Consider the following 20,053-nt stretch of genomic DNA (forward strand, 5'->3'; position numbering starts at 1 on the left):
CCGCGAATCGGATCGTACGCCGAATTGGGCTACCCCGCGTGCCGCGGAGACCTGCATGCCACGCTGGAGCAAACAACGCGAGCCCACCAAATTCATGGGCCGTAGCACTCAGCCGACCAGCACGGCATAGCGGGGCTTGATGACCTCGTCGATGATGGTCAGCCGCTCGTCGAAGTGGATGAACGCCGACTTCATCGCGTTGATGGTGAAGCGCTCCAGGTCACTCCACCCGTAGCCGAACGCCTCGACCAGCCGCAGCATCTCCTGGCTCATCGTGGTGTCGCTCATCAGACGGTTGTCGGTGTTGACGGTGACCCGAAAGCGCAGCCGGGCGAGCAGGTCGAAGGGATGGCTGGCGATGCTGTCCACGGCACCGGTCTGCACATTGGAGCTCGGGCACAGCTCGAGTGGAATGCGCTTGTCGCGCAGGATTGCCGCCAGCGGTCCCAGCCGGATCGACCCGTCCGGCTGCAGCTTGATGTCGTCGACGATGCGCACGCCGTGGCCGAGGCGATCGGCTCCGCAGAACGCAAGGGCCTCGTGAATGGACGGCAGACCGAACGCCTCACCTGCGTGAATCGTGAACCGCGCGTTGTTGGTTCGCATGTATTCGAACGCGTCGAGGTGACGGGTGGGCGGGTAGCCGGCTTCGGCGCCGGCAATGTCGAATCCGACAACTCCCTTGTCCCGGAACCGGATCGCCAGCTCGGCGATCTCCCGAGATCGAGCCGCATGCCGCATGGCGGTAACCAGGCAGCGCACGACGATGGGACGCCCGGCAGCCGCCGCGGCCTTCTCGCCGTCGGCGAAACCGGCCAGCACCGCGTCGACCACCTCGTCGAGGGACAGGCCGCCGTCGATGTGCAGTTCGGGGGCGAACCGCACCTCGGCGTACACCACGTTGTCGGCGGCCAGGTCCTCGACGCATTCGAAGGCCACCCGGTGGAGCGACTGAGGCGTCTGCATGACCGCGACGGTGTGGGCGAACGGTTCGAGGTAACGCACCAGCGATCCGCTGTGCGCGGCGGTGCGAAACCACGTGGCCAGCGTGGCCTCGTCGGTGGCCGGCAGCCCGTCGTAGCCGATCTGCCCGGCGATCTCCAGTACGGTGGCCGGCCGCAGCCCACCGTCGAGATGGTCGTGCAGCAGCGCTTTGGGGGCCTGGCCGATCATGTCGAGCGTCAGCGGTGTGGACATCAGGCGATCCGATCGATGATCAGCGGTCGTGCCGGCGGAAGCGCAGCGTCGACGACGGACCAGGAACCCTCGAGTTCGCCCATGGCGGCCGGAATCCGCTCCCGGGTGTCGGTGTAGAGGGTGAATAGCGGCTCACCAGCAGAAACCGGTTCACCGGGGCGGCGATGGATGCGAACGCCGGCGCCGGATTGCACACGTTCGCCCGGGGTGGCCCGGCCAGCGCCGAGCCGCCATACCGTCAGCCCCATCGCCATCGCATCGATGTCCCCCATTGTGCCGCCTCGCGGCGCCAGCACGGTCTCGGAATGGACACCGATCGGAAGCTGCGCGTGAACATCACCGCCCTGCGCACTCACCAGGGCGCGGAAACTGTCCATCGCGGTGCCGTCGCGCAAGGTCTGCGCCGGATCGCGATCGTCGATCCCGGCGAGATCCAGCATCTCCGCCGCCAAGGCGACCGTCAGCTCCACGACATCCTCAGGCCCGCCACCGGCGAGCACCTCGAGTGACTCGACGACCTCCAGGGCGTTGCCGACCGTACGGCCCAGCGGGATGTCCATGTCGGTCAGCACCGCCCGGGTCGGTATGCCCTGCGCCAGGCCCAGCTCCACCATGGTGGCGGCCAGCTCCCGCGATTCGGCCTCGGTCTTCAGGAACGCCCCCCGACCGACCTTCACATCGAGCACCAGGGCGTCGGCACCCTCGGCCAGCTTTTTGCTCATCACCGAGCTGGCAATCAAGGGCAGGGACTCCACCGTGCCCGTGACGTCACGTAGCGCATAGATCTTGCGGTCGGCGGGAGCCAGCTCACCGGCGGCGAAGATCGCCGCACCGATCTCCGATAGCTGCTGGCGCACTTGGGCTTTGGTGATCTCAGCGGTGAACCCGGGAATCGACTCCAGCTTGTCCAGGGTGCCGCCGGTGTGGCCGAGACCGCGGCCCGCAGCCTGCGGAACCGTCGCACCACACGCCGCGACGACAGCAACCAGCGGAATGGTGATCTTGTCGCCAACACCGCCGGTCGAGTGCTTGTCCACCGTCCGCAGCGGACGCCCGTCGCGGCGCAGATCGCTGAAGTCCAGGCGCTCGCCTGAGGCGATCATCGCCGTGGTCCACCGGGAGATCTCACCGCGGTCCATCCCGCGCAGGAAGATCGCCATCAGCAGCGCCGACATCTGCTCGTCAGCCACCCGCCCGTAGGTGTAGGCGTCGATCACCCAGTCGATGGCCTCGTCGGACAGCCGGAAGCCGTCGCGCTTGGCCCTGATGATCGTGGGAGCGTCGAATGTGAACTGCGTCACGGCTTTTCCTGTTCCACTCGGGCCAGATCGTCGGGACCGAAAGCGTCGGGCAGCAGCTCTGCCAACGGCCGCGGCCCGTGCGCGTGGTCGACGAGCAGGCCCGGCCCGCCGTGTTCGAGAAGCAACTGACGACAGCGCCCGCAGGGCATCAGCGTCGCGCCGGTGGCATCCACCACGGCCACCGCGAGCAGGCGGCCGCCGCCGCCGGAAACCAGTGCGCAGACCACCGCGCACTCGGCACAGAGACCTAGGCCATATGAGACATTCTCCACATTGCATCCGATGACGACCCGGCCGTCATCGACCAGTGCCGCGGCCCCGACCGGGAACCGCGAGTAGGGCGCATACGCCTGCGCGGCTACCTCAATAGCCTTGGCCCGCAATGATTTCCAGTCGATTCTCGTGGTCATGTGTCGCTCACCACACCCGTACTGAATGCATTCACCAACCGCCTCGCCGGAGTTGCGTTTCGGCGGGTACCCGGCCAATTCGGCCGCGCAGCCGCCTCTCATCTCTGCACGGTAGTTCTTTCGACCCCACAAACGGAGTTAGAGTCCACCAAAAAGCAACGATGGCGTTGGAGGCGCTGATGAGTACAGTCCGGCGACGGCGCACTCTCTACCGCGGCGACCCCGGCATGTGGTCGTGGGTGTTGCACCGCATCACCGGCGCGACGATCTTCTTCTTCCTCTTCGTCCACGTGCTCGACACGGCTTTGGTTCGGGTCAGCCCGCAGGCCTACAACGAGGTGGTCGAGACCTACAAGACGCCGATCGTCGGCCTGATGGAGATCGGGCTGGTGGCCGCGCTGCTCTACCACGCACTCAACGGTGTGCGGATCATTCTCATCGACTTCTGGTGGAAGGGACCGCGTTATCAACGCCAGATGTTGTGGGCGGTCGCGGGGGTCTGGCTGCTGGTGATGGTGCCGTCGCTGGTGATCATCGGCATGCACATGGCGGAGCGGTTCTTGTGAGCGCGCCGGAGAGCCGGCTGGGACCGCCGGCACCGATCCTGGAGCGCAGCCACGACCGGCCGGCCGGTCTGGACAATCCGCGCACCCCGCGCCGACGCGGCGGGATGCCCAACTTCGAGAAGTACGCCTGGCTGTTCATGCGCTTCTCCGGCGTCATCCTGATCTTCCTGGCGCTCGGGCACCTGTTCATCGGGCTGATGTGGGACGGCGGCGTCTACCGCATCGACTTCAACTATGTGGCGCAGCGCTGGGCCTCGCCGTTCTGGCAGACCTGGGACCTGTTGCTGCTGTGGCTGGCACAGCTGCACGGCGGCAACGGGATCCGCACGATCATCGGCGATTACGCCCGCAAGGACTCCACCAAGTTCTGGCTGAACTCACTGCTGGTGGTTTCGATGCTCATCGTGCTGGTGGTGGGTACCTACGTGCTGCTGACCTTCGATCCGAACATCTCCTAGTTCCTGAGGCGAAAATGATTACCGAACACCGCTACGACGTGGTCATCGTCGGCGCAGGCGGAGCCGGCATGCGCGCCGCCGTCGAGGCAGGCCCGCGGGCGCGAACCGCGGTGCTGACCAAGCTGTACCCGACCCGCTCGCACACCGGTGCCGCCCAGGGCGGCATGTGCGCGGCACTGGCCAATGTCGAAGAGGACAACTGGGAGTGGCACACCTTCGACACCGTCAAGGGCGGCGACTACCTCGCCGACCAGGACGCCGTCGAGATCATGTGCAAGGAAGCCATCGACGCGGTGCTCGACCTCGAGAAGATGGGGATGCCCTTCAACCGCACCCCCGAGGGCCGCATCGACCAGCGCCGGTTCGGCGGGCACACCCGCGACCACGGCAAGGCACCGGTGCGACGCGCCTGCTATGCCGCCGACCGCACCGGACACATGATCCTGCAGACGCTGTACCAGAACTGCGTCAAGCATGACGTGCAGTTCTTCAACGAGTTCTACGCGTTGGACCTGTGTTTGACCGAGACGCCCAGCGGTCCGGTGGCCACCGGCGTCATCGCCTACGAGCTGGCGACCGGTGACATCCACATCTTCCACGCCAAGGCCATCGTCTTCGCCACCGGTGGCTCGGGCCGGATGTACAAGACCACCTCGAATGCGCACACCCTGACCGGTGACGGGCTGGGCATCGTCTTCCGCAAGGGACTTCCCCTGGAGGACATGGAGTTTCATCAGTTCCACCCAACGGGTCTGGCGGGACTGGGCATCCTCATCTCCGAGGCCGTCCGCGGTGAGGGCGGCCGGCTGCTCAACGGCGAGGGTGAGCGATTCATGGAGCGCTACGCCCCCACGATCGTCGACCTGGCCCCACGCGATATCGTCGCCCGCTCGATGGTGCTGGAAGTTCTCGAAGGCCGCGGCGCCGGTCCACACAAGGACTACGTCTACATCGACGTGCGACACCTCGGCGAGGAGGTGCTCGAGGCCAAGCTGCCCGATATCACCGAATTCGCACGCACCTACCTGGGTGTGGATCCGGTCAAGGAATTGGTGCCGGTCTACCCGACGTGCCACTACGTGATGGGCGGCATCCCGACCACCATCACCGGACAGGTGTTGCGCAACAACACCACAACGGTTCCCGGCCTGTACGCCGCGGGTGAGTGCGCGTGCGTGTCGGTGCACGGCGCCAACCGGCTGGGCACCAACTCGCTGCTGGACATCAACGTGTTCGGCCGCCGTGCAGGCATTTCCGCGGCCAACTACGCGCTCGGCCACGACTTCGTCGACCTGCCCGATCAGCCGGCGACCATGGTGGTCAAGTGGGTGGCCGACATCCTCTCCGAGCACGGCAACGAGCGCGTCGCCGACATCCGCGGCGAGCTCCAGCAGTCCATGGACAACAACGCCGCGGTGTTCCGCACCGAGGAGACGTTGAAGCAGGCGTTGACCGATATCCACGCGTTGAAGGAGCGCTACGCCCGGATTTCGGTGCATGACAAGGGAAAGCGCTACAACAGCGACCTGCTCGAGGCGATCGAGCTGGGCTTCCTGCTGGAGCTGGCCGAGGTCACCGTCGTCGGAGCGTTGAACCGCAAAGAGTCTCGCGGCGGACATGCCCGCGAGGACTACCCCAATCGCGACGACACCAATTACATGCGCCACACCATGGCGTACAAGGACGGTGCCGAGCTACTCAGCGACATCCGGCTGGACTACAAGCCGGTGGTGCAGACGCGGTATGAGCCGATGGAACGGAAGTACTGACGATGACGATCGCGCCCGAGGTGAAGGAACCCGCGTTGCCGCCGATCCCGGACGGGGCGGTGATGGTGACACTGAAGATCGCGCGGTTCAACCCCGAGGATCCCGACGCCGCCGGTTACCAGAGCTTCCGGGTGCCGTGCCTGCCTTCGGATCGATTGTTGAACCTGCTGATCTACGTGAAGAGCTACCTGGACGGCACGCTGACCTTCCGCCGCTCGTGCGCACACGGCGTGTGCGGCTCGGACGCGATGCGGATCAACGGGGTGAACCGGCTCGCGTGCAAGGTGCTGATGCGCGATCTGCTACCGAAGAAAGACAAACCGCTGACCATCACCATCGAGCCGATCAAGGGCCTGGCCGTTGAGAAGGACCTGGTGGTCAACATGGAGCCCTTCTTCGACGCCTACCGTGCGGTCAAGCCGTACCTGATGACGTCGGGCAACCCGCCCACCCGGGAGCGCATCCAGAGCCCGACCGACCGGGCCCGCTACGACGACACCACCAAGTGCATCCTGTGCGCCTGCTGCACGACCAGCTGCCCGGTGTACTGGAGCGAGGGGTCGTACTTCGGGCCTGCCGCGATCGTCAACGCGCACCGGTTCATCTTCGACAGCCGCGACGAGGGGGCCGCCGAGCGGCTCGACATCCTCAACGAGGTCGACGGGGTGTGGCGCTGTCGCACGACGTTCAACTGCACGGACGCCTGCCCGCGCGGCATCGAGGTCACCAAGGCGATTCAGGAGGTCAAGCGCGCGCTCATGTTCGCGCGCTGACTTTTCTTGCCGAGCAGACGTGAAACCCCGCAAAATTAGCCCAATTTGGGGGGTTTCGCGTCTGCTCGCGGGGCTAACTGGCGGTAGCTGGTCCCGCGCGCGTCCCGCTCCCACAGCACGCCGTCGCCCGCGGTCACCCCGGCCGCACTCAGTTCGCGCTTGAGGACCTTGTTGGTGGCGGTCTGCGGCAGGTCGTCGTTGATGCGGACGAACCGGGGCCAGGCCTTCGGCGACAGGTCGGCCTGCGCGGCCAGGAATTCTTCGAACTGCGCGGGCATCAGCGACTCACCTTGGCGCAGAACGATTGCCGCCATCACCTGATCGCCCACTTTGTCGTCGGGCACCGCGTACACGGCGACCTGGTTGAGTTGCGGTAGCCGCAGCAGGATCCGCTCGATCGGAGCCGCAGCCATGTTCTCACCGTCGACCCGCATCCAGTCCGATGTGCGGCCGGCCAGGTAGATCCAGCCATCGGCATCGCTGTAGGCGAGGTCACCCGTCCAGTACATGCCGTGGCGGAGCCGCTCCGCAGTGGCTTCCGGGTCGTTGTAGTAGCCGGTGAACGGGCCCGAGCCCGCGACGTTCACCAGTTCCCCGATGGCCTCGTCGGCGTTGAGCAGTACCCCGTTGTCGTCGAACACCGCTGTCGCACATTTGGTTACCGTGTCAGGGTGGTAAATCGCCACACCGCCCCAGCCTTTGCCAATCGAACCCTGCGGTGTGCCCTCCTCGCGGACCACGACCACCGCGAACTCGCTGGACCCGAAGCCGTCGATCACGCGGCAGCCGAATCGGCGAGAGAATTCGGCGATGTCGCGGTCGGTGGCCTCGTTGCCGTACATGATGCGCAGCGGGTTGTCGGCGTCGTCGGGCTGTTCGGGGGTGGCCAGTACCAACGCCAGCGGTTTGCCGACGTAGTTCATGAACGTGACGCCGTAGCCGCGCAGGTCGTCCAGCAGCCGCGACACCGAGAACTTCACCGGCACCATCGCCGCCCCGGCGGTGATCGCCACCGAAAAGCCCACGGCCACACCGTTGGAGTGGAACAGCGGCATCGCGAGATAGCAGACGTCGTCTGCAGTGATCTCCAACTGCGCGACCAGGCTCAGGCCGCACATCACGCTCATCGCGTGGGCGAACGGCACGGCCTTGGGGTTGCCGCTGGTGCCGGAGGTGAAGATCATCATGAACGGGTCGGTACCGAAAACCTCATGCGGGACAAGCGGTTCCGCGGAGGCAACGGCGTCGGCGTAGCGCACGCCTGTTACGTTCAGCACGATGACGCCGGAGAGGTCCAGTCCTTCGAGCAGCTCAGCGTGGTCGTCGTCGACCAGCAGCAGCTGACAGTCCGAGCGACGGATATCGGAGACCAGCCCCTCACCGCGGCGCGTGGTGTTGATACCGCACAGCACATAGCCGCCGAGCGCGGCAGCGGCCATCGACCGCACGTAGGCCGGTGAATTGGTCAGCAGCGCACCGATATGCAGCGGACGCTCGGGATCGGCCATGGCCAGTAAGGCCGACGCCTCGGCAGTCGCAGCGGCCAGGTACTCACGCCATGTCCAGCTGAGCTCGGCCGAGATCACCGCGACGGTGTCGTCGTTGCACCGGGTCCGCAACAGCTTCTGGACGGTGTCGATCATGTGCCGGCCGGTCGGTAGCGCAGCAGAGTCATGCCGGCGTCGGGCAGGTCGTGAAACACCGGTGTGACCCGCATCCCGATCCGCACATCAGCGGGGTCGACGTCCACCAACTCGGTGGAGAAGCGAGGACCGACATCCCACTGCACCACCGCAGGCAACTGCGGCACGGCGTCTGCCCACGGCGGACCGGTCGGGCGGCGCGCGACCGTATAGGTGTACAACGTTGCGGCACCGTCGATCTCGCGCCACTCCAGGTCATCGGCCAGTGTTCCCGGGGCCAGCGTGCGTGGATAGAAAACATAGCCACCCGCCGACGGGGAGTACTGGATCAGAATTCGGTGCTGGGCCAACGCATCCCAGAATGGCTGAGACACCGGGGTGGGTTCGGGCACCGGCATCGGCTCGGCCATCAGTCGCCTCCCAGCACGAGCGCCACCTGCTCACTCATGATGCCTCCGGTGCCGGCGACGAACGCGGTGTTGGCCTCGGGCACCTGGGCCGCCGCGGACCGGCCCATCAACTGGCGGGCCGCGTCGACGACGTGGTGCATTCCCCCCGACATCCCGGCCTGCCCGTAGGACAGCTGGCCGCCCGCGGTGTTGAGCGGGAAGTCGCCGCGGAACGTCAGGTCCCGGTTCTTGATCCATGCCATGCCCTGCCCCTTCGGACAGAAGCCGGCGTCCTCCAGCGTCATCAGCACCGTGATGGTGTAGCAGTCGTAGACCGAGGCGATGTCGACGTCGGCGGGCGTGAGCCCTGCCATTGCGAAGGCCCGCTGTGCCGAGCGCGCGATCGGGGTGATCATCGGGTCCTTGGCGTAGGTCGTGGTCTTGAACGAGATGTGCTCACCGAAACCCTTGATCCACACCGGCCGATGGCGCGCCTTGCGCGCCAGGTCAGCGTTGGCGATCAGGACGCCGGTGCCACCGTGGACCGGCATGACGGTCTCGAGCATGTGGATGGGGTCGGCGATCATCGGGCTTCCCAGCACGTCGGCCTCGGTGAGGGGCTTTCCGTGGAACACCGCACCGGGATGCGCGCAGGCGTTGGTGCGCTGGTCGACCGCGATCTTCGCCAGCGCCGACGGGTCGTAGCCGTACTGGGCGCCGTAGCGTTGGGCGATCTGGGCGAAGGGAGCGTTCTGCCCGACGTTGCCGTACGGGATCTCGAACTCGGCCTGCGGGGAGCCGTAGTTGTTGCTCGACGCCCCAAACCAGCCCGGGGCCAACGCTGCCCGGCGCGTCGACCGCGGCAGGGCCCGCGATCCGGGCAACACAGCCAGGATCGCGTCGCAGAGCCCGAGCTCGACCGCCACGGCGCCCCGCCACACCATCGCCGCCGAGGTCGCCCCGCCGAGGTCGACCCGCTCACCGAAATCGATGGGCAGTCCTAGATATTCGGACAGTGTTGCCGGGACAAACATGTCGGATTCGGCCAGCCCATGCGAGATCAAGCCATTGACCACACCCGCATCGAGCCCCGCGTCGTCGAGCACCAGCTTGGCCAGCGCCGCGTACTGGTCAAGGGTGAACAGTTCGGGACCCGTGGGTTTGCGTTCGGCGGGTAGCTCGGCGATCCCGACGATCGCCGCTTCACCGGCCAACCGCATCAGGAATCCCCCTGCCGGAGCGGCAGTTCCACCGTCGCAGTACCGGGCATCAGGATGTCGGACTCCCGCCGGCCGGCGATGTCCAAGTCGACCAGACCTCGGCCCGCTTGCACCCGCTTACCGGTGACGGTGCCGCCGAAGGTCAGCGGCTGGCCGGGAAACGCCACCCCACGGTTCTGCACCGAATAGTCGACGAGCCGGCCGCGGCCGCCGATCCAGTCGGTGATCGCCCGGGCCAGTAGCGCGGCCTGCAGCGGACCCTGTACCAGGATGTCGTCGTAGCCCTCGTCGCCGCGGGCGTAGTCCTTGTCGTAGTGGATGCGGTGACCGTTGTAGGTGGCCGCGCTGAAGAAGAACATCTGCGTCTCGTCGACGGTGACGGTCAGCCCGGGAAGCTCGTCCCCGACCATGACGTCGTCGTAGAACAGCTGGGTCATGGCCGGGCAATCATCGATGTGGAAGCTTCGGCGAGGAGTTCGTCATGCTGGTTGCGATAAACGGTGTGCCAGGTGACGAGAACGAATCGCCCTGATCGACCTTCTTTTTCAACGACGGACTCGATGGTGCGCACCATCTCGATCTCGTCGCGATGGTAGGCAGGCAGATGGAACGTGGTGCTTTCGCCGCCGGCCATCCGCCGCGGCGCCTTCGGAAACGCGAGACTCCCCGAGACCGCGCCGGACGAGCCGTCGGGACGCAGCCCCGACAGCGGGCTGACACCGAGGATTGCGTATTGCAGGTACAGCGGCGGGCAGATGACGTCCCGATAACCGTTGGCGCGCGCATAGTCCGGGTCGAACCACAACGGGTTCTCGTCGCCGACGGCGGCAGCCCAGCGCTGCCAGTCCCGGCGGATCACCTCGCCGGTGGCGGTGGCGGCGACCGTGCCCACCCGCGCAGCCGTCTCCGGGTCGATGAGGCTGCCCGTCACTGGCCGTCCTTGCGCCGCAACCGATCGGCGACCGCCGTGCGACTGATCTGGTCGTCGTCGAGCCAGCCGGCGGCGATGTCGGCCCCGCCGCCCAGCGTGGAGAGCACCCTGGCCCGTTCCGACCACAGGTACAGATCGGTCTCGACGACGTAGCCCATACCGCCGTGCAGTTGATGGGCATCGAGGGTGGCCCACTTGGCCGCGGTGGCGGATTGGATTCTGGCGATGGCGGTTTCGCGGATGGCGGTGCGGCCCCGGTCGATCGCGTGCACCGCGGACTGGGCGGCAAGCCGGGCCGCTGTGAGAGCGATGTGCATATCGGCCACGATGTGCTGGGCGGCCTGGAACGAGGCGATCGGCCGGCCGAACTGGTGGCGCATCGTGGTGTAGCGCACGGTGCGTTCGAGCACCGCCTCCCCGACACCGACGAGGTCAAGCGAGGCCAACGCCATCGCGGCGTTGGCCACCCGGCGCAGCTCGTCGCGGCCGCAAAAGACCCCGTCGCCCAGCACCTCGTCGACCGGCACGTCGTCAAAACGCACCACCGAGGCGTGATGGCCGCCCATCAGCGCCAGGGGCCGCATCGTCACACCTTCGTTGCGCAACCCGACGACGAAGGCCACCGTGTTGCCGGACTTGTCGAACCCGGTCACGACGACCATGTCTGCGGTGTCGGCGTCGGTGACGAAATCAGCGGTGCCGGTGAGTCGCCAGCTGCCGTCCTTGGCCTGGTCGGCGCGCATGGTGGCGGTGACGTCGGATGCGTCGTTGGGGTTCCACAGTGCGGTGGTACCAGCGATCCGGCCGGCGGTGAGATCGGGCAGCCATCTGGCCCATGACTTTTCACTGCCGAGGACGTAGAGCGCGTACCCGGCGATGACGGTGCTGTGCACCCGCACCGGGCCGAGCGCCCGGCCGGCCTCGCGGGCGAAGATCCCAAGATCCGACAACGTCCCCCCGGCTCCGCCGTGGCATTCCGGCAGGCCCAGTCCCATCACACCCGCCGCGGCGAGGTCGTTCCACAGGTCGGCCCGGCCCGCGCCGAGTAGTCCGCGAAGGCTAGCCGCCAGGTCGCGATCATCTTGAGAAGCAACGAGTTTCATGTCAACGTCCGTAGGAGGGCATGCCGTTGCCGCGCTGGGCGATGACGTCTCGGAGCACCTCATTGGTGCCGCCGCCGAAGCGCATCAGCGGAGCGAACCGGTAGAGCTTCTCGAACCGCCCGCCTGCGGGAGCCTCGGGATTTCGGTGTGCCAGCAGACCTTCGGCAGCCAGCAGGTCGATGCCCAAGTCGGCAATGCGCTGACGCAATTCGCTGCTGAACACCTTCTCGATGCTCACTTCCACGGTCGGGATCTCCCCGTCGGACAACATCGAGGAGGCCTCGTAGCCCATCAGCCCGGCGACCTCGACGTCAGCCTCGGCTTGCGCCAGCCGGCGGCGGAAGCCCGCGTTGTCGATCGGGACGGTGCCATCGCGCCGGGGCATGCGCGCCAGCACCTGCAGCTCGTCGAGCGCCCGACGCAGGTCGCCGGCATTGGTCAGCGCCCCCCGCTCCAGGTCGAGGGCGCCGGTGATATAGGACCAGCCCCGGTTCTCCTCGCCGATGAGGTTGGTGACCGGCACCCGCACGTCGTCGAAGAAGACCTCGTTGGTGCGGTAGCCGGACCAGGCGATCAACGGGCGGATCCGGACACCGGGACTGTCGACGGGAACGACGATCACCGAGATACCGCGATGCCGCTGGGCCTGCGGATCGGTGCGCACACACAGCCATTCGTGGGTAGACCGCTGGGCGCCGCTGTTCCAGATCTTGGATCCGTTGATCACCCACTCGTCGCCGTCGCGCACCGCCCTGGTCCGCAGCGAGGCCAGGTCCGTTCCGGCGTCCGGCTCGGAATAGCCCAGGGCACAGGTCATCTCACCGCGGGCGATGAGCGGAAGGAATTCACGCTTGTTCTGCTCGGTACCGTGCCGCATGATCATCGGCGCGATCGAGGTGACAGTCAGATCGGGGCCGGGTGCGCCCCAGTACTCGAATTCGGTCATCAAGAGGTGCAGGTGCACCGGGCCGAGCCCGAGCCCGCCGTATTCCGCCGGCCAGTTCAGGCCGAACCAGCCCTTCGCGCCGAGCTTGGCCCGGAACGCGGCGACCTCCCCGCCGGGGTGCTCCAGATTGTGTTCGGCGATCTCGGCACGAAGGGCATCAGTGACGTTCTCGCGCAGGAATTCCCGAACCTCGGCCAACCAGGCGCGCTGTCCGGCGTCGAGGTCGAAATCCACAAGTGAGCACCCTAGCCGAGTAGTTAGTCCGTCAACCCAATATTGATGGCCTTCGGGGTGTCACATTTCTCGTCCCGCGAGCATCTTGAGTACATGACCCCACGACTCGAAGCACTCACACCGGAACAGGCTCCGCTGCTGACCCGCCTGATGTACCGCTGGGCGAAGCGCCGCTTCGGCGAGGTTCCCGAACCGTTCGCCGTCTACGCCCATCACACCCGCCTGCTGGTGGCCAACGCCGCCCACGAGGGCCTGCTGCAGAACGCATCCAAGACCCTGCCCACCAGCGTCCGCGAACTCGCGGTGTTCTGGACCGCTCGCACCGTCGGCTGCTCGTGGTGCGTCGACTTCGGGCAGATGCTGATGCGGCTGGAGGGGTTGGACTCCAACCGGCTCTCCCATATCGACGACTACGCGACCTCGCCGCTGTACAGCGACGACGAGCGGGCCGCGATCGCCTACGCCGACGCGATGACGACGGATCCGCACGCAATCACCCAGGCACAGATCGACGATCTGCGGCGGCGGTTCGGCGCTGCCGGCGTGGTGGAGCTGACCTATCAGGTCGGCGTGGAGAACATGCGGTCGCGGATGAACTCGGCGCTGGGCATCACCGAGCAGGGCTTCAGCTCGGGCGACGCCTGCCGCATTCCGTGGGCCACCTAGCGGCTCGCAGCTCTTAGCGCTAGGGCCATCTGGCCACGGTTTCCATTGCATTATTACCTGCACGAAAACAATTCCGTGGATACTGCGCACTTCGACCACTGAAACCGTAGTCTCGTCTCGTTCAGATCCAGGCGTTCACCCAGGAGATGCCATGAGCAAAGGCGAGCTTGCGCTCGATCCCGGCGGTGCCGGTAATTCCACCGCAGTAGAAAGCAAGGGACTCAAAGGCGGCGCGCTGGGACTGTTGTCCAGCATCGTCGTCGGCATGGCCTCGACCGCCCCGGCCTACTCGCTGGCGGCGACACTGGGTCTGATCGTGGCCAGCGGTGGCTCGCTGCTGGCGGGTGAGAAAGCTCCCGCGATCGTGCTCATCGCCTTCATCCCGATGTACATGATCGCCGTCGCCTACCAAGAGCTGAACAAGGCCGAGCCGGACTGCGGCACGACGTTCACCTGGGCGTCGCGGGCATTCGGACCGCTCATCGGATGGCTCGGTGGCTGGGGCATCATCGCCGCCGACGTCATCGTCATGGCCAACCTGGCCCAGATCGCCGGCGCCTACTCGTTCACCTTCGTCGGCGAACTCGGCTGGTCGTCGGCGGCCGGCCTGGCCAACAGCACTCTGTGGTCCACGGTGGCCGGCGTCATCTGGATCGTCGTCATGACCTACATCTGCTACCGCGGCATCGAGGTGTCGGCGCGAATCCAGTACGCCCTGCTCGGGATCGAGCTGGTCGTGCTGCTGGTGTTCTCGGTCGTCGCGCTGTTCAAGGTCTACACGCACCAAGCCGAGAGCTACTCGCTGATGCCGTCGCTGTCCTGGTTCTGGCCCGCCGGACTGGACTTCGGCACCGTCATCGCTCCGGCCATCCTCACCGCCATCTTCATCTACTGGGGCTGGGACACCGCGGTGGCCTGCAACGAGGAGTCCGAGGACCCCGGCACCACCCCCGGCCGGGCCGCCGTCATCTCGACCTTCCTGCTGCTGGCCACCTATGCGCTGGTCAGCGTCGCGGCCATCGCCTTCGCCGGTACCGGCACCGAAGGCATCGGCCTCGGCAATCCGGACAACGCCGCGGATGCCTTCGCCGCGATCGGCCCAGACCTGTTCGGCGACAGCGTCCTCGGCAAGATCGGGCTGCTGCTCCTGGCGGCGTCGATCCTGACGTCCGCATCGGCGTCCACCCAGACGACGATCCTGCCGACCGCGCGGACCACGCTGTCGATGGGCGTCTACAAGGCGCTCCCGGACTCGTTCGCCAAGATCCACCGCACCTACCTGACCCCCACCACCTCGACCATCGTGATGGGCGTCGTGTCGATCGTGTTCTACGTGTTGTTCACATTGGTCAGCCCCAACCTGTTGTCGGCGCTGATCGGGTCGGTCGGCCTGATGATCGCGTTCTACTACGGCCTGACCGGGTTCGCGTGCGTCTGGTTCTACCGCAAGGACCTCACCAAGACCGTCCGCGACTTCATGATGCGCGGCGTGATCCCGCTGCTGGGCGGAGTGATCCTGTTGGTCGTGTTCGGTTACGGCCTCATGCAGTACGCGATGCCGGACTGGCTGACCGACGACGAGGGCAACAACGTCACGATCTTCGGGTTCGGCGCCGTCGCCGTGGTGGGCATCGGCGCGCTGGTGCTCGGCGTCATCCTGATGGTGGTGTGGTGGCTGATGTCGCCCGACTTCTTCGCAGGCCGCACCCTCTCGCGGCGCTCCAGCGCCGATCTGGTGCTGACACCGGCGACCGCCGTCGAGGCGCACTTCGGCCTGCCCGACTCCGGGGACATGCCGACGGTCATCTCCCCGGACCTGTCGAACCTGCCGCCGGGCGAGACGGCGCTCAACCCCGAGACCGGTGAGGAGTTCACCAGGGGGCCGCAGAGCTAGGGCTTACCGCAGCTTGAATATCGTTCGGTGCCAGTCTTTTTCGGCGACCCCGGTGATATCGCTCATCACGTGCTTGATGGTGAGGTACTCCTCGAAGGAGTAGTCGCTCATGTCCTTGCCGAACCCGGACGCGCCGACGCCACCGTGCGGCATCTCGCTGATGATCGGGATGTGGTCGTTGATCCACACGCAGCCGGCGTTGATCTCCCGCGAGGCCCGCTGGGCGCGGTAGACGTCGCGGGTCCACGCCGAGGCGGCCAGCCCGTAGTCGGTGTCGTTGGCCTGACGCAGCGCATCGTCGTCGTCGCTGAACGTGCGCACGGTCAGTACCGGGCCGAAGACCTCGTCACGGTAGATCTCGGAGGTCTCGGCGACATCGGCCACCAGCGTCGGCAGGTAGAACGAGCCCGGCCGGTCCGGCGCCGCGCCGCCGGTGACGATGCGACCGCCCTCTCCCGGCGCGCGGGCCACCATCGCCGCGACCTTGTCGCGGTGGCCGGCCGAGATCAGCGGACCGAGGTCGGTGTCGGGATCCTGCGGGTCACCGACGACCATCTTGCTCATCAGCTCGCCCACCCCCGCGACGAAGTCGTCGTAGAGATCGCGGGCGACGATCGCACGGGTCGCGGCGGTGCAGTCCTGCCCGGTGTTGATCAGCGATCCGGCCACCGCCCCGTTGATCGCGGCGTCCAGGTCGGCGTCGTCGAACACCACGAACGGCGCCTTGCCGCCGAGTTCCAGCTGGGTGCGGTGGCCGTGCACCGCCGCGGCGGCCATCACCCGGCGGCCGACGGCGGTGGAACCAGTGAACGTCACGACGTCGACATCGCGGTGGCCGGCCAGCGCCGAGCCGACATCGGCACCGGCCCCGGTCACGACGTTGAGCACACCGTCGGGCAGGCCCGCCTCGGTGGCCAGCCGGGCCAGCGTCAACGTGGTCAGCGGCGTCAGCTCGGCGGGCTTGATCACCACCGAACAGCCGGCAGCCAAGGCGGGCAGCACTTTCCACACCGCCATCTGCAGCGGGTAGTTCCACGGGGTGATCGTCGCGACCACTCCAACGGCCTCGCGCCGGATGGACGATGTGTGGTCGCCGCTGTACTCCCCGGTGGCCTTACCTTCCAGGTGACGGGCCGCCCCGGCGAAGAACGCGATGTTGTCGATGCTGCCGGGGACGTCGAACTCTCGTGCCAGCCGCACCGGCTTGCCGGTCTGACTGACCTCTTCGGCGACGATCTCGTCCGAATGGGCCTCGACGAGCTCGGCCAGTTTGGCCAGCACGGTGGCCCGCTCGACCGGAGTGGCCCGCGACCAGCCGCGCAGAGCGGCCCGTGCGGACGCCACGGCGATGTCGACGTCGGCGGGCTCGGCCAGCGCCAGCTCCGCGACGACGTGGGCGTCCGCCGGGTTGACCACCCGGTGAAGGCCGCCTCCGGTGGTCACCGGGGCGCCATCGATCCAGCTACTTGGCACAATGCGGGTCTTGTTCGAAGCGAGAGTTGTCACCGCCCCACCGTAACCGACCCGCTCAGGCACTGCTACGCATTCCCGCAGTATGAGTGGGTAATGACCACCAATTTCATCGATCTGGTTGCCTTAAACAACGGATTCCGTGCACAATCATGGGCATGCGTGACTCGGGTGTACCGGCCACTCGGTTTCCCGTCCGCACCGTTGCGGCGGGTGGAAACGGGCCCGTCCAACTGGACGAGATGTCCAAGGCCATTATCGAGAAACTGCAGCAAGACGGCCGGCGGTCGTATGCCGCGATCGGTAAATCCGTCGGGCTGTCGGAGGCGGCGGTGCGCCAGCGAGTGCAGCGCCTGGTCGACTCCGGGGTCATGCAGATCGTCGCCGTGACCGATCCCTTGCAGCTGGGTTTCACCCGGCAGGCGATGATCGGTATCCGCTGCACAGGTGACACCACCAAGGTGGCCGAGAAGCTGGCGCAGATCTCGGCGGTGGACTACGTGGTGCTCACCGCAGGCACATTCGACGCCATCGCCGAAGTCGTCTGCGAGGACGACGCAGAGCTGCTGGAGCTGCTCAACACCGAGATCCGCGCCGTGCCGGGAGTGACCTCCACCGAGACGCTGGTCTATTTGAAACTAGTTAAGCAACAATACAATTGGGGTACCCGATGACAACCACCGCCAGCCAGAACCTGACCGCCGAACTCGGTGCGAAGGCAGACCGGCACCTGTGGGGCCACTTCGCCCGCCACGGCGCCGGCATCACGCCGCCGATCATCACCCGCGGCGACGGTGTCCACATATGGGACAGCAACGGCAAGCGTTACATCGACGGCCTGTCGGGCCTGTTCGTGGTGCAGGTGGGCCACGGCCGCGAAGAGATCGCGGAAGCCGCCAAGAAGCAGGCCGAGACGCTCGGCTTCTTCCCGCTGTGGTCCTATGCCACCCCGCCGGCCATCGAGCTGGCCGAGCGACTGGCGGGTTACGCGCCCGCTGACCTGAACCGGGTGTTCTTCACCACCGGCGGCGGCGACGCCGTCGAATCGGCATGGAAGCTGGCCAAGCAGTACTTCAAGCTGACCGGCAAGCCGGGCAAGTACAAGGCGATCTCGCGCAGCATCGCCTATCACGGCACCCCGCACGGCGCGCTGGCCATCACCGGCCTGCCCACGTTCAAGGCTCCGTTCGAGCCGATCACCCCGGGTGGTTTCCGGGTGCCCAACACGAACTTCTACCGCGCGCCCGAAGGCCACGACACCGACATCAAGGAGTTCGGACAGTGGGCGGCCAACCGTATCGCCGAGGCCATCGAGATGGAGGGCCCCGACTCGGTGGCGGCCGTCTTCCTCGAGCCGGTGCAGAACGCCGGCGGCTGCTTCCCGCCGCCGCCGGGATACTTCGAGCGGGTCCGGGAGATCTGTGACGAGTACGACGTGCTGCTGGTCTCCGACGAGACGATCTGTGCCTTCGGCCGCATCGGTTCGATGTTCGCCTGCAACGACTTCAACTACGTGCCCGACATCATCACCTGCGCCAAGGGTCTGACGTCCGGTTACGCCCCGCTGGGCGCGATGATCGCCTCCGACCGCCTGTTCGAGCCGTTCAACGACGGCCAGACCACGTTCGCGCACGGCTACACCTGGGGCGGGCATCCGGTCGCGGCGGCGGTCGCGATGGCCAACCTCGACGTCTTCGAGCGCGAGGGCCTCAACGACCACGTCAAGAGCACGGCACCGGCGTTCCGCGCGACGCTGGAGAAGTTGCTCGACCTGCCGATCGTCGGCGACGTCCGCGGCGAGGGCTTCTTCTACGGCATCGAGCTGGTCAAGGACAAGGCCACCAAGGCGGTCCTCGACGACGAGCTCTCCGAATGGTTGCTGCGCAGCTTCCTGTCCGTCGAGCTGTTCGAATCCGGGTTATATTGCCGCGCTGACGACCGCGGCGACTCGGTGGTGCAGCTCGCGCCGCCGCTGATCAGCGACCAGGCCGTCTTCGACGAGATCGAGCAGATCCTGCGCCGCGTGTTCACCCAGGCCTGGGATCACTTGCAGACCCGTGGCGACGCCTGGCATTAAACCTCCGGTCGATCCCGTGCGGTGGCAGCCGCCGCCTTCGGTTGCGCTGCCCCCGCCGAATCTCACCGGACCCCTGGAAATCATCGACATTCCGGCGCACGCCCCCGAGGATGTCGTCATCGACGCCGACGGCGCGATCTGGACCGGCACCGACGACGGCGCGATCATCCGAATCGGGCCCGGCTCCGCGCCCGAGATGGTGGGCAACACCGGCGGGCGACCGCTGGGTTTGGCGGTCAGTCGCGACGGGCGGCTGCTGATCTGTGACAGCCACCGCGGGCTGCTGCGGCTGGACCCGGCGACCGGGACGTTCGAGACACTGGTGAGCGAGGTGGCCGGGCGACCGCTGAGGTTCTGCAGCAATGTTGTCGAATCATCGGACGGCACAATCTTTTTCACCGAGTCGACGTCACGCTTCCACTACGAGTACTACAAGGGTGCGGTGTTGGAGGCACGCGCGGGTGGGTCACTGTTCCGCCGCGACGCCGACGGCACCGTGACAACGTTGGCCACCGGGCTGCGGTTCGCCAACGGGGTGACATTGAGCGCCGACGAGTCGGCGCTGGTGGTCGCCGAGACCACCGCATGCCGGGTTTCGAGGTACCCGCTGACGGGGTCCGGAATCGGGGAGCCGGTGCCGCTGATCGAGAACCTCCCCGGCTATCCGGACAACATCTCGACCGCCCCAGACGGCCGGATCTGGGTGGCGCTGGTCAGCGAGCGGAATGCGGTCGGCGAATGGCTGGCGCCGCGCGCCCCGGTGCTGCGCCGGCTGCTGTGGAAGCTCCCGTACAGCTGGATGCCCAACCCCAAGCCGGTGGTGTGGGCGATCGCCGTCGACCTCGACGGCCGGGTCCGCGCTCAACTGCACGCAGAAGATCCACGGTTCGGCCTGGCCACCGGCCTGGTGGAACACGACCGCAAACTCTGGTTGGGCTGCATCGGCGCGTCCGCCATCGCATGTCTCGATTTGTAACAACTACCACTCCAGTCACAGCGCGGCTCC

General features: G+C 66.7%; 20 protein-coding genes. 9 read left to right on the forward strand and 11 right to left on the reverse strand.

All coding sequences use genetic code 11. The features are described 5' to 3' along the window. Positions 1-108: 108 nt before the first annotated feature. Genes HPC46_RS05860 through HPC46_RS05870 form a run of 3 tightly spaced genes read right to left on the reverse strand, consistent with a single transcriptional unit; the run spans position 109 to position 2,908 of the window. On the reverse strand, positions 109-1,197 hold the full coding sequence (locus tag HPC46_RS05860; protein ID WP_179467739.1) for an adenosine deaminase: 1,089 nt from the start codon (positions 1,195-1,197) through the stop codon (positions 109-111). Next, complete coding sequence (locus tag HPC46_RS05865) at positions 1,197-2,498, reverse strand: thymidine phosphorylase (RefSeq protein ID WP_179467741.1); 1,302 nt, start codon at positions 2,496-2,498, stop codon at positions 1,197-1,199. The genes HPC46_RS05860 and HPC46_RS05865 overlap by 1 nt, the downstream gene beginning before the upstream one ends. Further along, positions 2,495-2,908, reverse strand: coding sequence for a cytidine deaminase (locus HPC46_RS05870; RefSeq protein WP_179467742.1), 414 nt, complete (start codon positions 2,906-2,908; stop codon positions 2,495-2,497). The genes HPC46_RS05865 and HPC46_RS05870 overlap by 4 nt, the downstream gene beginning before the upstream one ends. Before the next feature lie 179 nt (positions 2,909-3,087). Here HPC46_RS05870 and sdhC point away from each other — a divergent pair, with 179 nt between their 5' ends. From sdhC to HPC46_RS05890, 4 genes are read left to right on the forward strand one after another with little or no spacing between them, the layout of a single operon-like run. After that, a complete protein-coding gene (sdhC, locus tag HPC46_RS05875; RefSeq protein ID WP_179467744.1) occupies positions 3,088-3,474 on the forward strand; it encodes a succinate dehydrogenase, cytochrome b556 subunit in 387 nt (128 codons plus the stop codon). Beyond that, positions 3,471-3,932, forward strand: a complete 462-nt coding sequence (locus HPC46_RS05880) for a succinate dehydrogenase hydrophobic membrane anchor subunit (RefSeq protein WP_179467746.1) — start codon at positions 3,471-3,473, stop codon at positions 3,930-3,932. Before sdhC ends, HPC46_RS05880 begins: the two co-directional genes overlap by 4 nt. 14 nt (positions 3,933-3,946) lie before the next feature. Next, positions 3,947-5,701 (forward strand): succinate dehydrogenase flavoprotein subunit, encoded by a 1,755-nt coding sequence (gene sdhA / locus HPC46_RS05885; protein ID WP_179467749.1) that lies wholly within the window; start codon positions 3,947-3,949, stop codon positions 5,699-5,701. A gap of 2 nt (positions 5,702-5,703) precedes the next feature. Further along, positions 5,704-6,474 carry a succinate dehydrogenase iron-sulfur subunit gene (locus HPC46_RS05890; protein WP_179467751.1) on the forward strand — a complete coding sequence of 257 codons (771 nt, stop codon included), beginning with the start codon at positions 5,704-5,706 and terminating at the stop codon, positions 6,472-6,474. 35 nt (positions 6,475-6,509) lie between these two features. Here the strand turns inward: HPC46_RS05890 and fadD1 are convergent, their stop codons facing one another. The 7 genes from fadD1 to HPC46_RS05925 are packed head-to-tail and all read right to left on the reverse strand — an operon-like array spanning position 6,510 to position 12,940. Next, complete coding sequence (fadD1, locus tag HPC46_RS05895) at positions 6,510-8,117, reverse strand: fatty-acid--CoA ligase FadD1 (RefSeq protein WP_179467753.1); 1,608 nt, start codon at positions 8,115-8,117, stop codon at positions 6,510-6,512. After that, positions 8,114-8,527 (reverse strand): Zn-ribbon domain-containing OB-fold protein, encoded by a 414-nt coding sequence (locus HPC46_RS05900; protein ID WP_179467755.1) that lies wholly within the window; start codon positions 8,525-8,527, stop codon positions 8,114-8,116. The genes fadD1 and HPC46_RS05900 overlap by 4 nt, the downstream gene beginning before the upstream one ends. Then, positions 8,527-9,729 carry a thiolase family protein gene (locus tag HPC46_RS05905; protein WP_179467864.1) on the reverse strand — a complete coding sequence of 401 codons (1,203 nt, stop codon included), beginning with the start codon at positions 9,727-9,729 and terminating at the stop codon, positions 8,527-8,529. The genes HPC46_RS05900 and HPC46_RS05905 overlap by 1 nt, the downstream gene beginning before the upstream one ends. Further along, positions 9,726-10,163, reverse strand: coding sequence for a MaoC family dehydratase (locus tag HPC46_RS05910; protein WP_179467757.1), 438 nt, complete (start codon positions 10,161-10,163; stop codon positions 9,726-9,728). Before HPC46_RS05910 ends, HPC46_RS05905 begins: the two co-directional genes overlap by 4 nt. After that, entirely contained in the window at positions 10,160-10,657 is a 498-nt protein-coding gene (locus tag HPC46_RS05915) for a MaoC family dehydratase (RefSeq protein WP_179467759.1), read from the reverse strand. Before HPC46_RS05915 ends, HPC46_RS05910 begins: the two co-directional genes overlap by 4 nt. Beyond that, on the reverse strand, positions 10,654-11,760 hold the full coding sequence (locus HPC46_RS05920) for an acyl-CoA dehydrogenase family protein (protein WP_179467761.1): 1,107 nt from the start codon (positions 11,758-11,760) through the stop codon (positions 10,654-10,656). The genes HPC46_RS05915 and HPC46_RS05920 overlap by 4 nt, the downstream gene beginning before the upstream one ends. A gap of 1 nt (position 11,761) precedes the next feature. Further along, positions 11,762-12,940: an acyl-CoA dehydrogenase family protein gene (locus HPC46_RS05925; protein WP_179467763.1), complete on the reverse strand. Its 1,179-nt coding sequence runs from the start codon at positions 12,938-12,940 to the stop codon at positions 11,762-11,764. Positions 12,941-13,033: 93 nt separating this feature from the next. Here HPC46_RS05925 and HPC46_RS05930 point away from each other — a divergent pair, with 93 nt between their 5' ends. Both HPC46_RS05930 and HPC46_RS05935 read left to right on the forward strand, forming a co-directional pair. Next, on the forward strand, positions 13,034-13,606 hold the full coding sequence (locus HPC46_RS05930) for a carboxymuconolactone decarboxylase family protein (RefSeq protein ID WP_179467765.1): 573 nt from the start codon (positions 13,034-13,036) through the stop codon (positions 13,604-13,606). 151 nt (positions 13,607-13,757) lie between these two features. Beyond that, positions 13,758-15,500, forward strand: coding sequence for an APC family permease (locus tag HPC46_RS05935; protein ID WP_179467767.1), 1,743 nt, complete (start codon positions 13,758-13,760; stop codon positions 15,498-15,500). A gap of 3 nt (positions 15,501-15,503) precedes the next feature. Here HPC46_RS05935 and HPC46_RS05940 read toward each other — a convergent pair whose 3' ends face one another. Continuing rightward, positions 15,504-17,006, reverse strand: a complete 1,503-nt coding sequence (locus HPC46_RS05940) for a gamma-aminobutyraldehyde dehydrogenase (RefSeq protein ID WP_179467769.1) — start codon at positions 17,004-17,006, stop codon at positions 15,504-15,506. A gap of 122 nt (positions 17,007-17,128) precedes the next feature. On the opposite strand from HPC46_RS05940, the gene HPC46_RS05945 reads away from it, so the two are divergent. From HPC46_RS05945 to HPC46_RS05955, 3 genes are read left to right on the forward strand one after another with little or no spacing between them, the layout of a single operon-like run. After that, positions 17,129-17,644, forward strand: a complete 516-nt coding sequence (locus HPC46_RS05945) for an Lrp/AsnC family transcriptional regulator (protein ID WP_407665471.1) — start codon at positions 17,129-17,131, stop codon at positions 17,642-17,644. Then, entirely contained in the window at positions 17,641-19,047 is a 1,407-nt protein-coding gene (locus tag HPC46_RS05950) for an aspartate aminotransferase family protein (protein WP_179467771.1), read from the forward strand. Before HPC46_RS05945 ends, HPC46_RS05950 begins: the two co-directional genes overlap by 4 nt. A 16-nt stretch (positions 19,048-19,063) precedes the next feature. Further along, positions 19,064-20,023 carry an SMP-30/gluconolactonase/LRE family protein gene (locus HPC46_RS05955; protein ID WP_179467773.1) on the forward strand — a complete coding sequence of 320 codons (960 nt, stop codon included), beginning with the start codon at positions 19,064-19,066 and terminating at the stop codon, positions 20,021-20,023. The last annotated feature ends 30 nt before the right edge of the window (positions 20,024-20,053 follow it).

Origin of the sequence: Mycolicibacterium vinylchloridicum, from assembly GCF_013404075.1 — a bacterium.
Classification (GTDB): Bacteria; Actinomycetota; Actinomycetes; order Mycobacteriales; family Mycobacteriaceae; genus Mycobacterium; species Mycobacterium vinylchloridicum.

What these genes read in the sequence shown, in the direction of transcription:
- HPC46_RS05860 (WP_179467739.1), bottom strand. Translation starts at nt 1,197, where the DNA reads ATGTCCACACCGCTGACGCTCGACATGATCGGCCAGGCCCCCAAAGCG.
- HPC46_RS05870 (WP_179467742.1), bottom strand. Translation starts at nt 2,908, where the DNA reads ATGACCACGAGAATCGACTGGAAATCATTGCGGGCCAAGGCTATTGAG.
- sdhC (WP_179467744.1), top strand. Translation starts at nt 3,088, where the DNA reads ATGAGTACAGTCCGGCGACGGCGCACTCTCTACCGCGGCGACCCCGGC.
- sdhA (WP_179467749.1), top strand. Translation starts at nt 3,947, where the DNA reads ATGATTACCGAACACCGCTACGACGTGGTCATCGTCGGCGCAGGCGGA.
- HPC46_RS05890 (WP_179467751.1), top strand. Translation starts at nt 5,704, where the DNA reads ATGACGATCGCGCCCGAGGTGAAGGAACCCGCGTTGCCGCCGATCCCG.
- fadD1 (WP_179467753.1), bottom strand. Translation starts at nt 8,117, where the DNA reads ATGATCGACACCGTCCAGAAGCTGTTGCGGACCCGGTGCAACGACGAC.
- HPC46_RS05900 (WP_179467755.1), bottom strand. Translation starts at nt 8,527, where the DNA reads ATGGCCGAGCCGATGCCGGTGCCCGAACCCACCCCGGTGTCTCAGCCA.
- HPC46_RS05910 (WP_179467757.1), bottom strand. Translation starts at nt 10,163, where the DNA reads ATGACCCAGCTGTTCTACGACGACGTCATGGTCGGGGACGAGCTTCCC.
- HPC46_RS05920 (WP_179467761.1), bottom strand. Translation starts at nt 11,760, where the DNA reads ATGAAACTCGTTGCTTCTCAAGATGATCGCGACCTGGCGGCTAGCCTT.
- HPC46_RS05930 (WP_179467765.1), top strand. Translation starts at nt 13,034, where the DNA reads ATGACCCCACGACTCGAAGCACTCACACCGGAACAGGCTCCGCTGCTG.
- HPC46_RS05935 (WP_179467767.1), top strand. Translation starts at nt 13,758, where the DNA reads ATGAGCAAAGGCGAGCTTGCGCTCGATCCCGGCGGTGCCGGTAATTCC.
- HPC46_RS05945 (WP_407665471.1), top strand. Translation starts at nt 17,129, where the DNA reads ATGCGTGACTCGGGTGTACCGGCCACTCGGTTTCCCGTCCGCACCGTT.
- HPC46_RS05950 (WP_179467771.1), top strand. Translation starts at nt 17,641, where the DNA reads ATGACAACCACCGCCAGCCAGAACCTGACCGCCGAACTCGGTGCGAAG.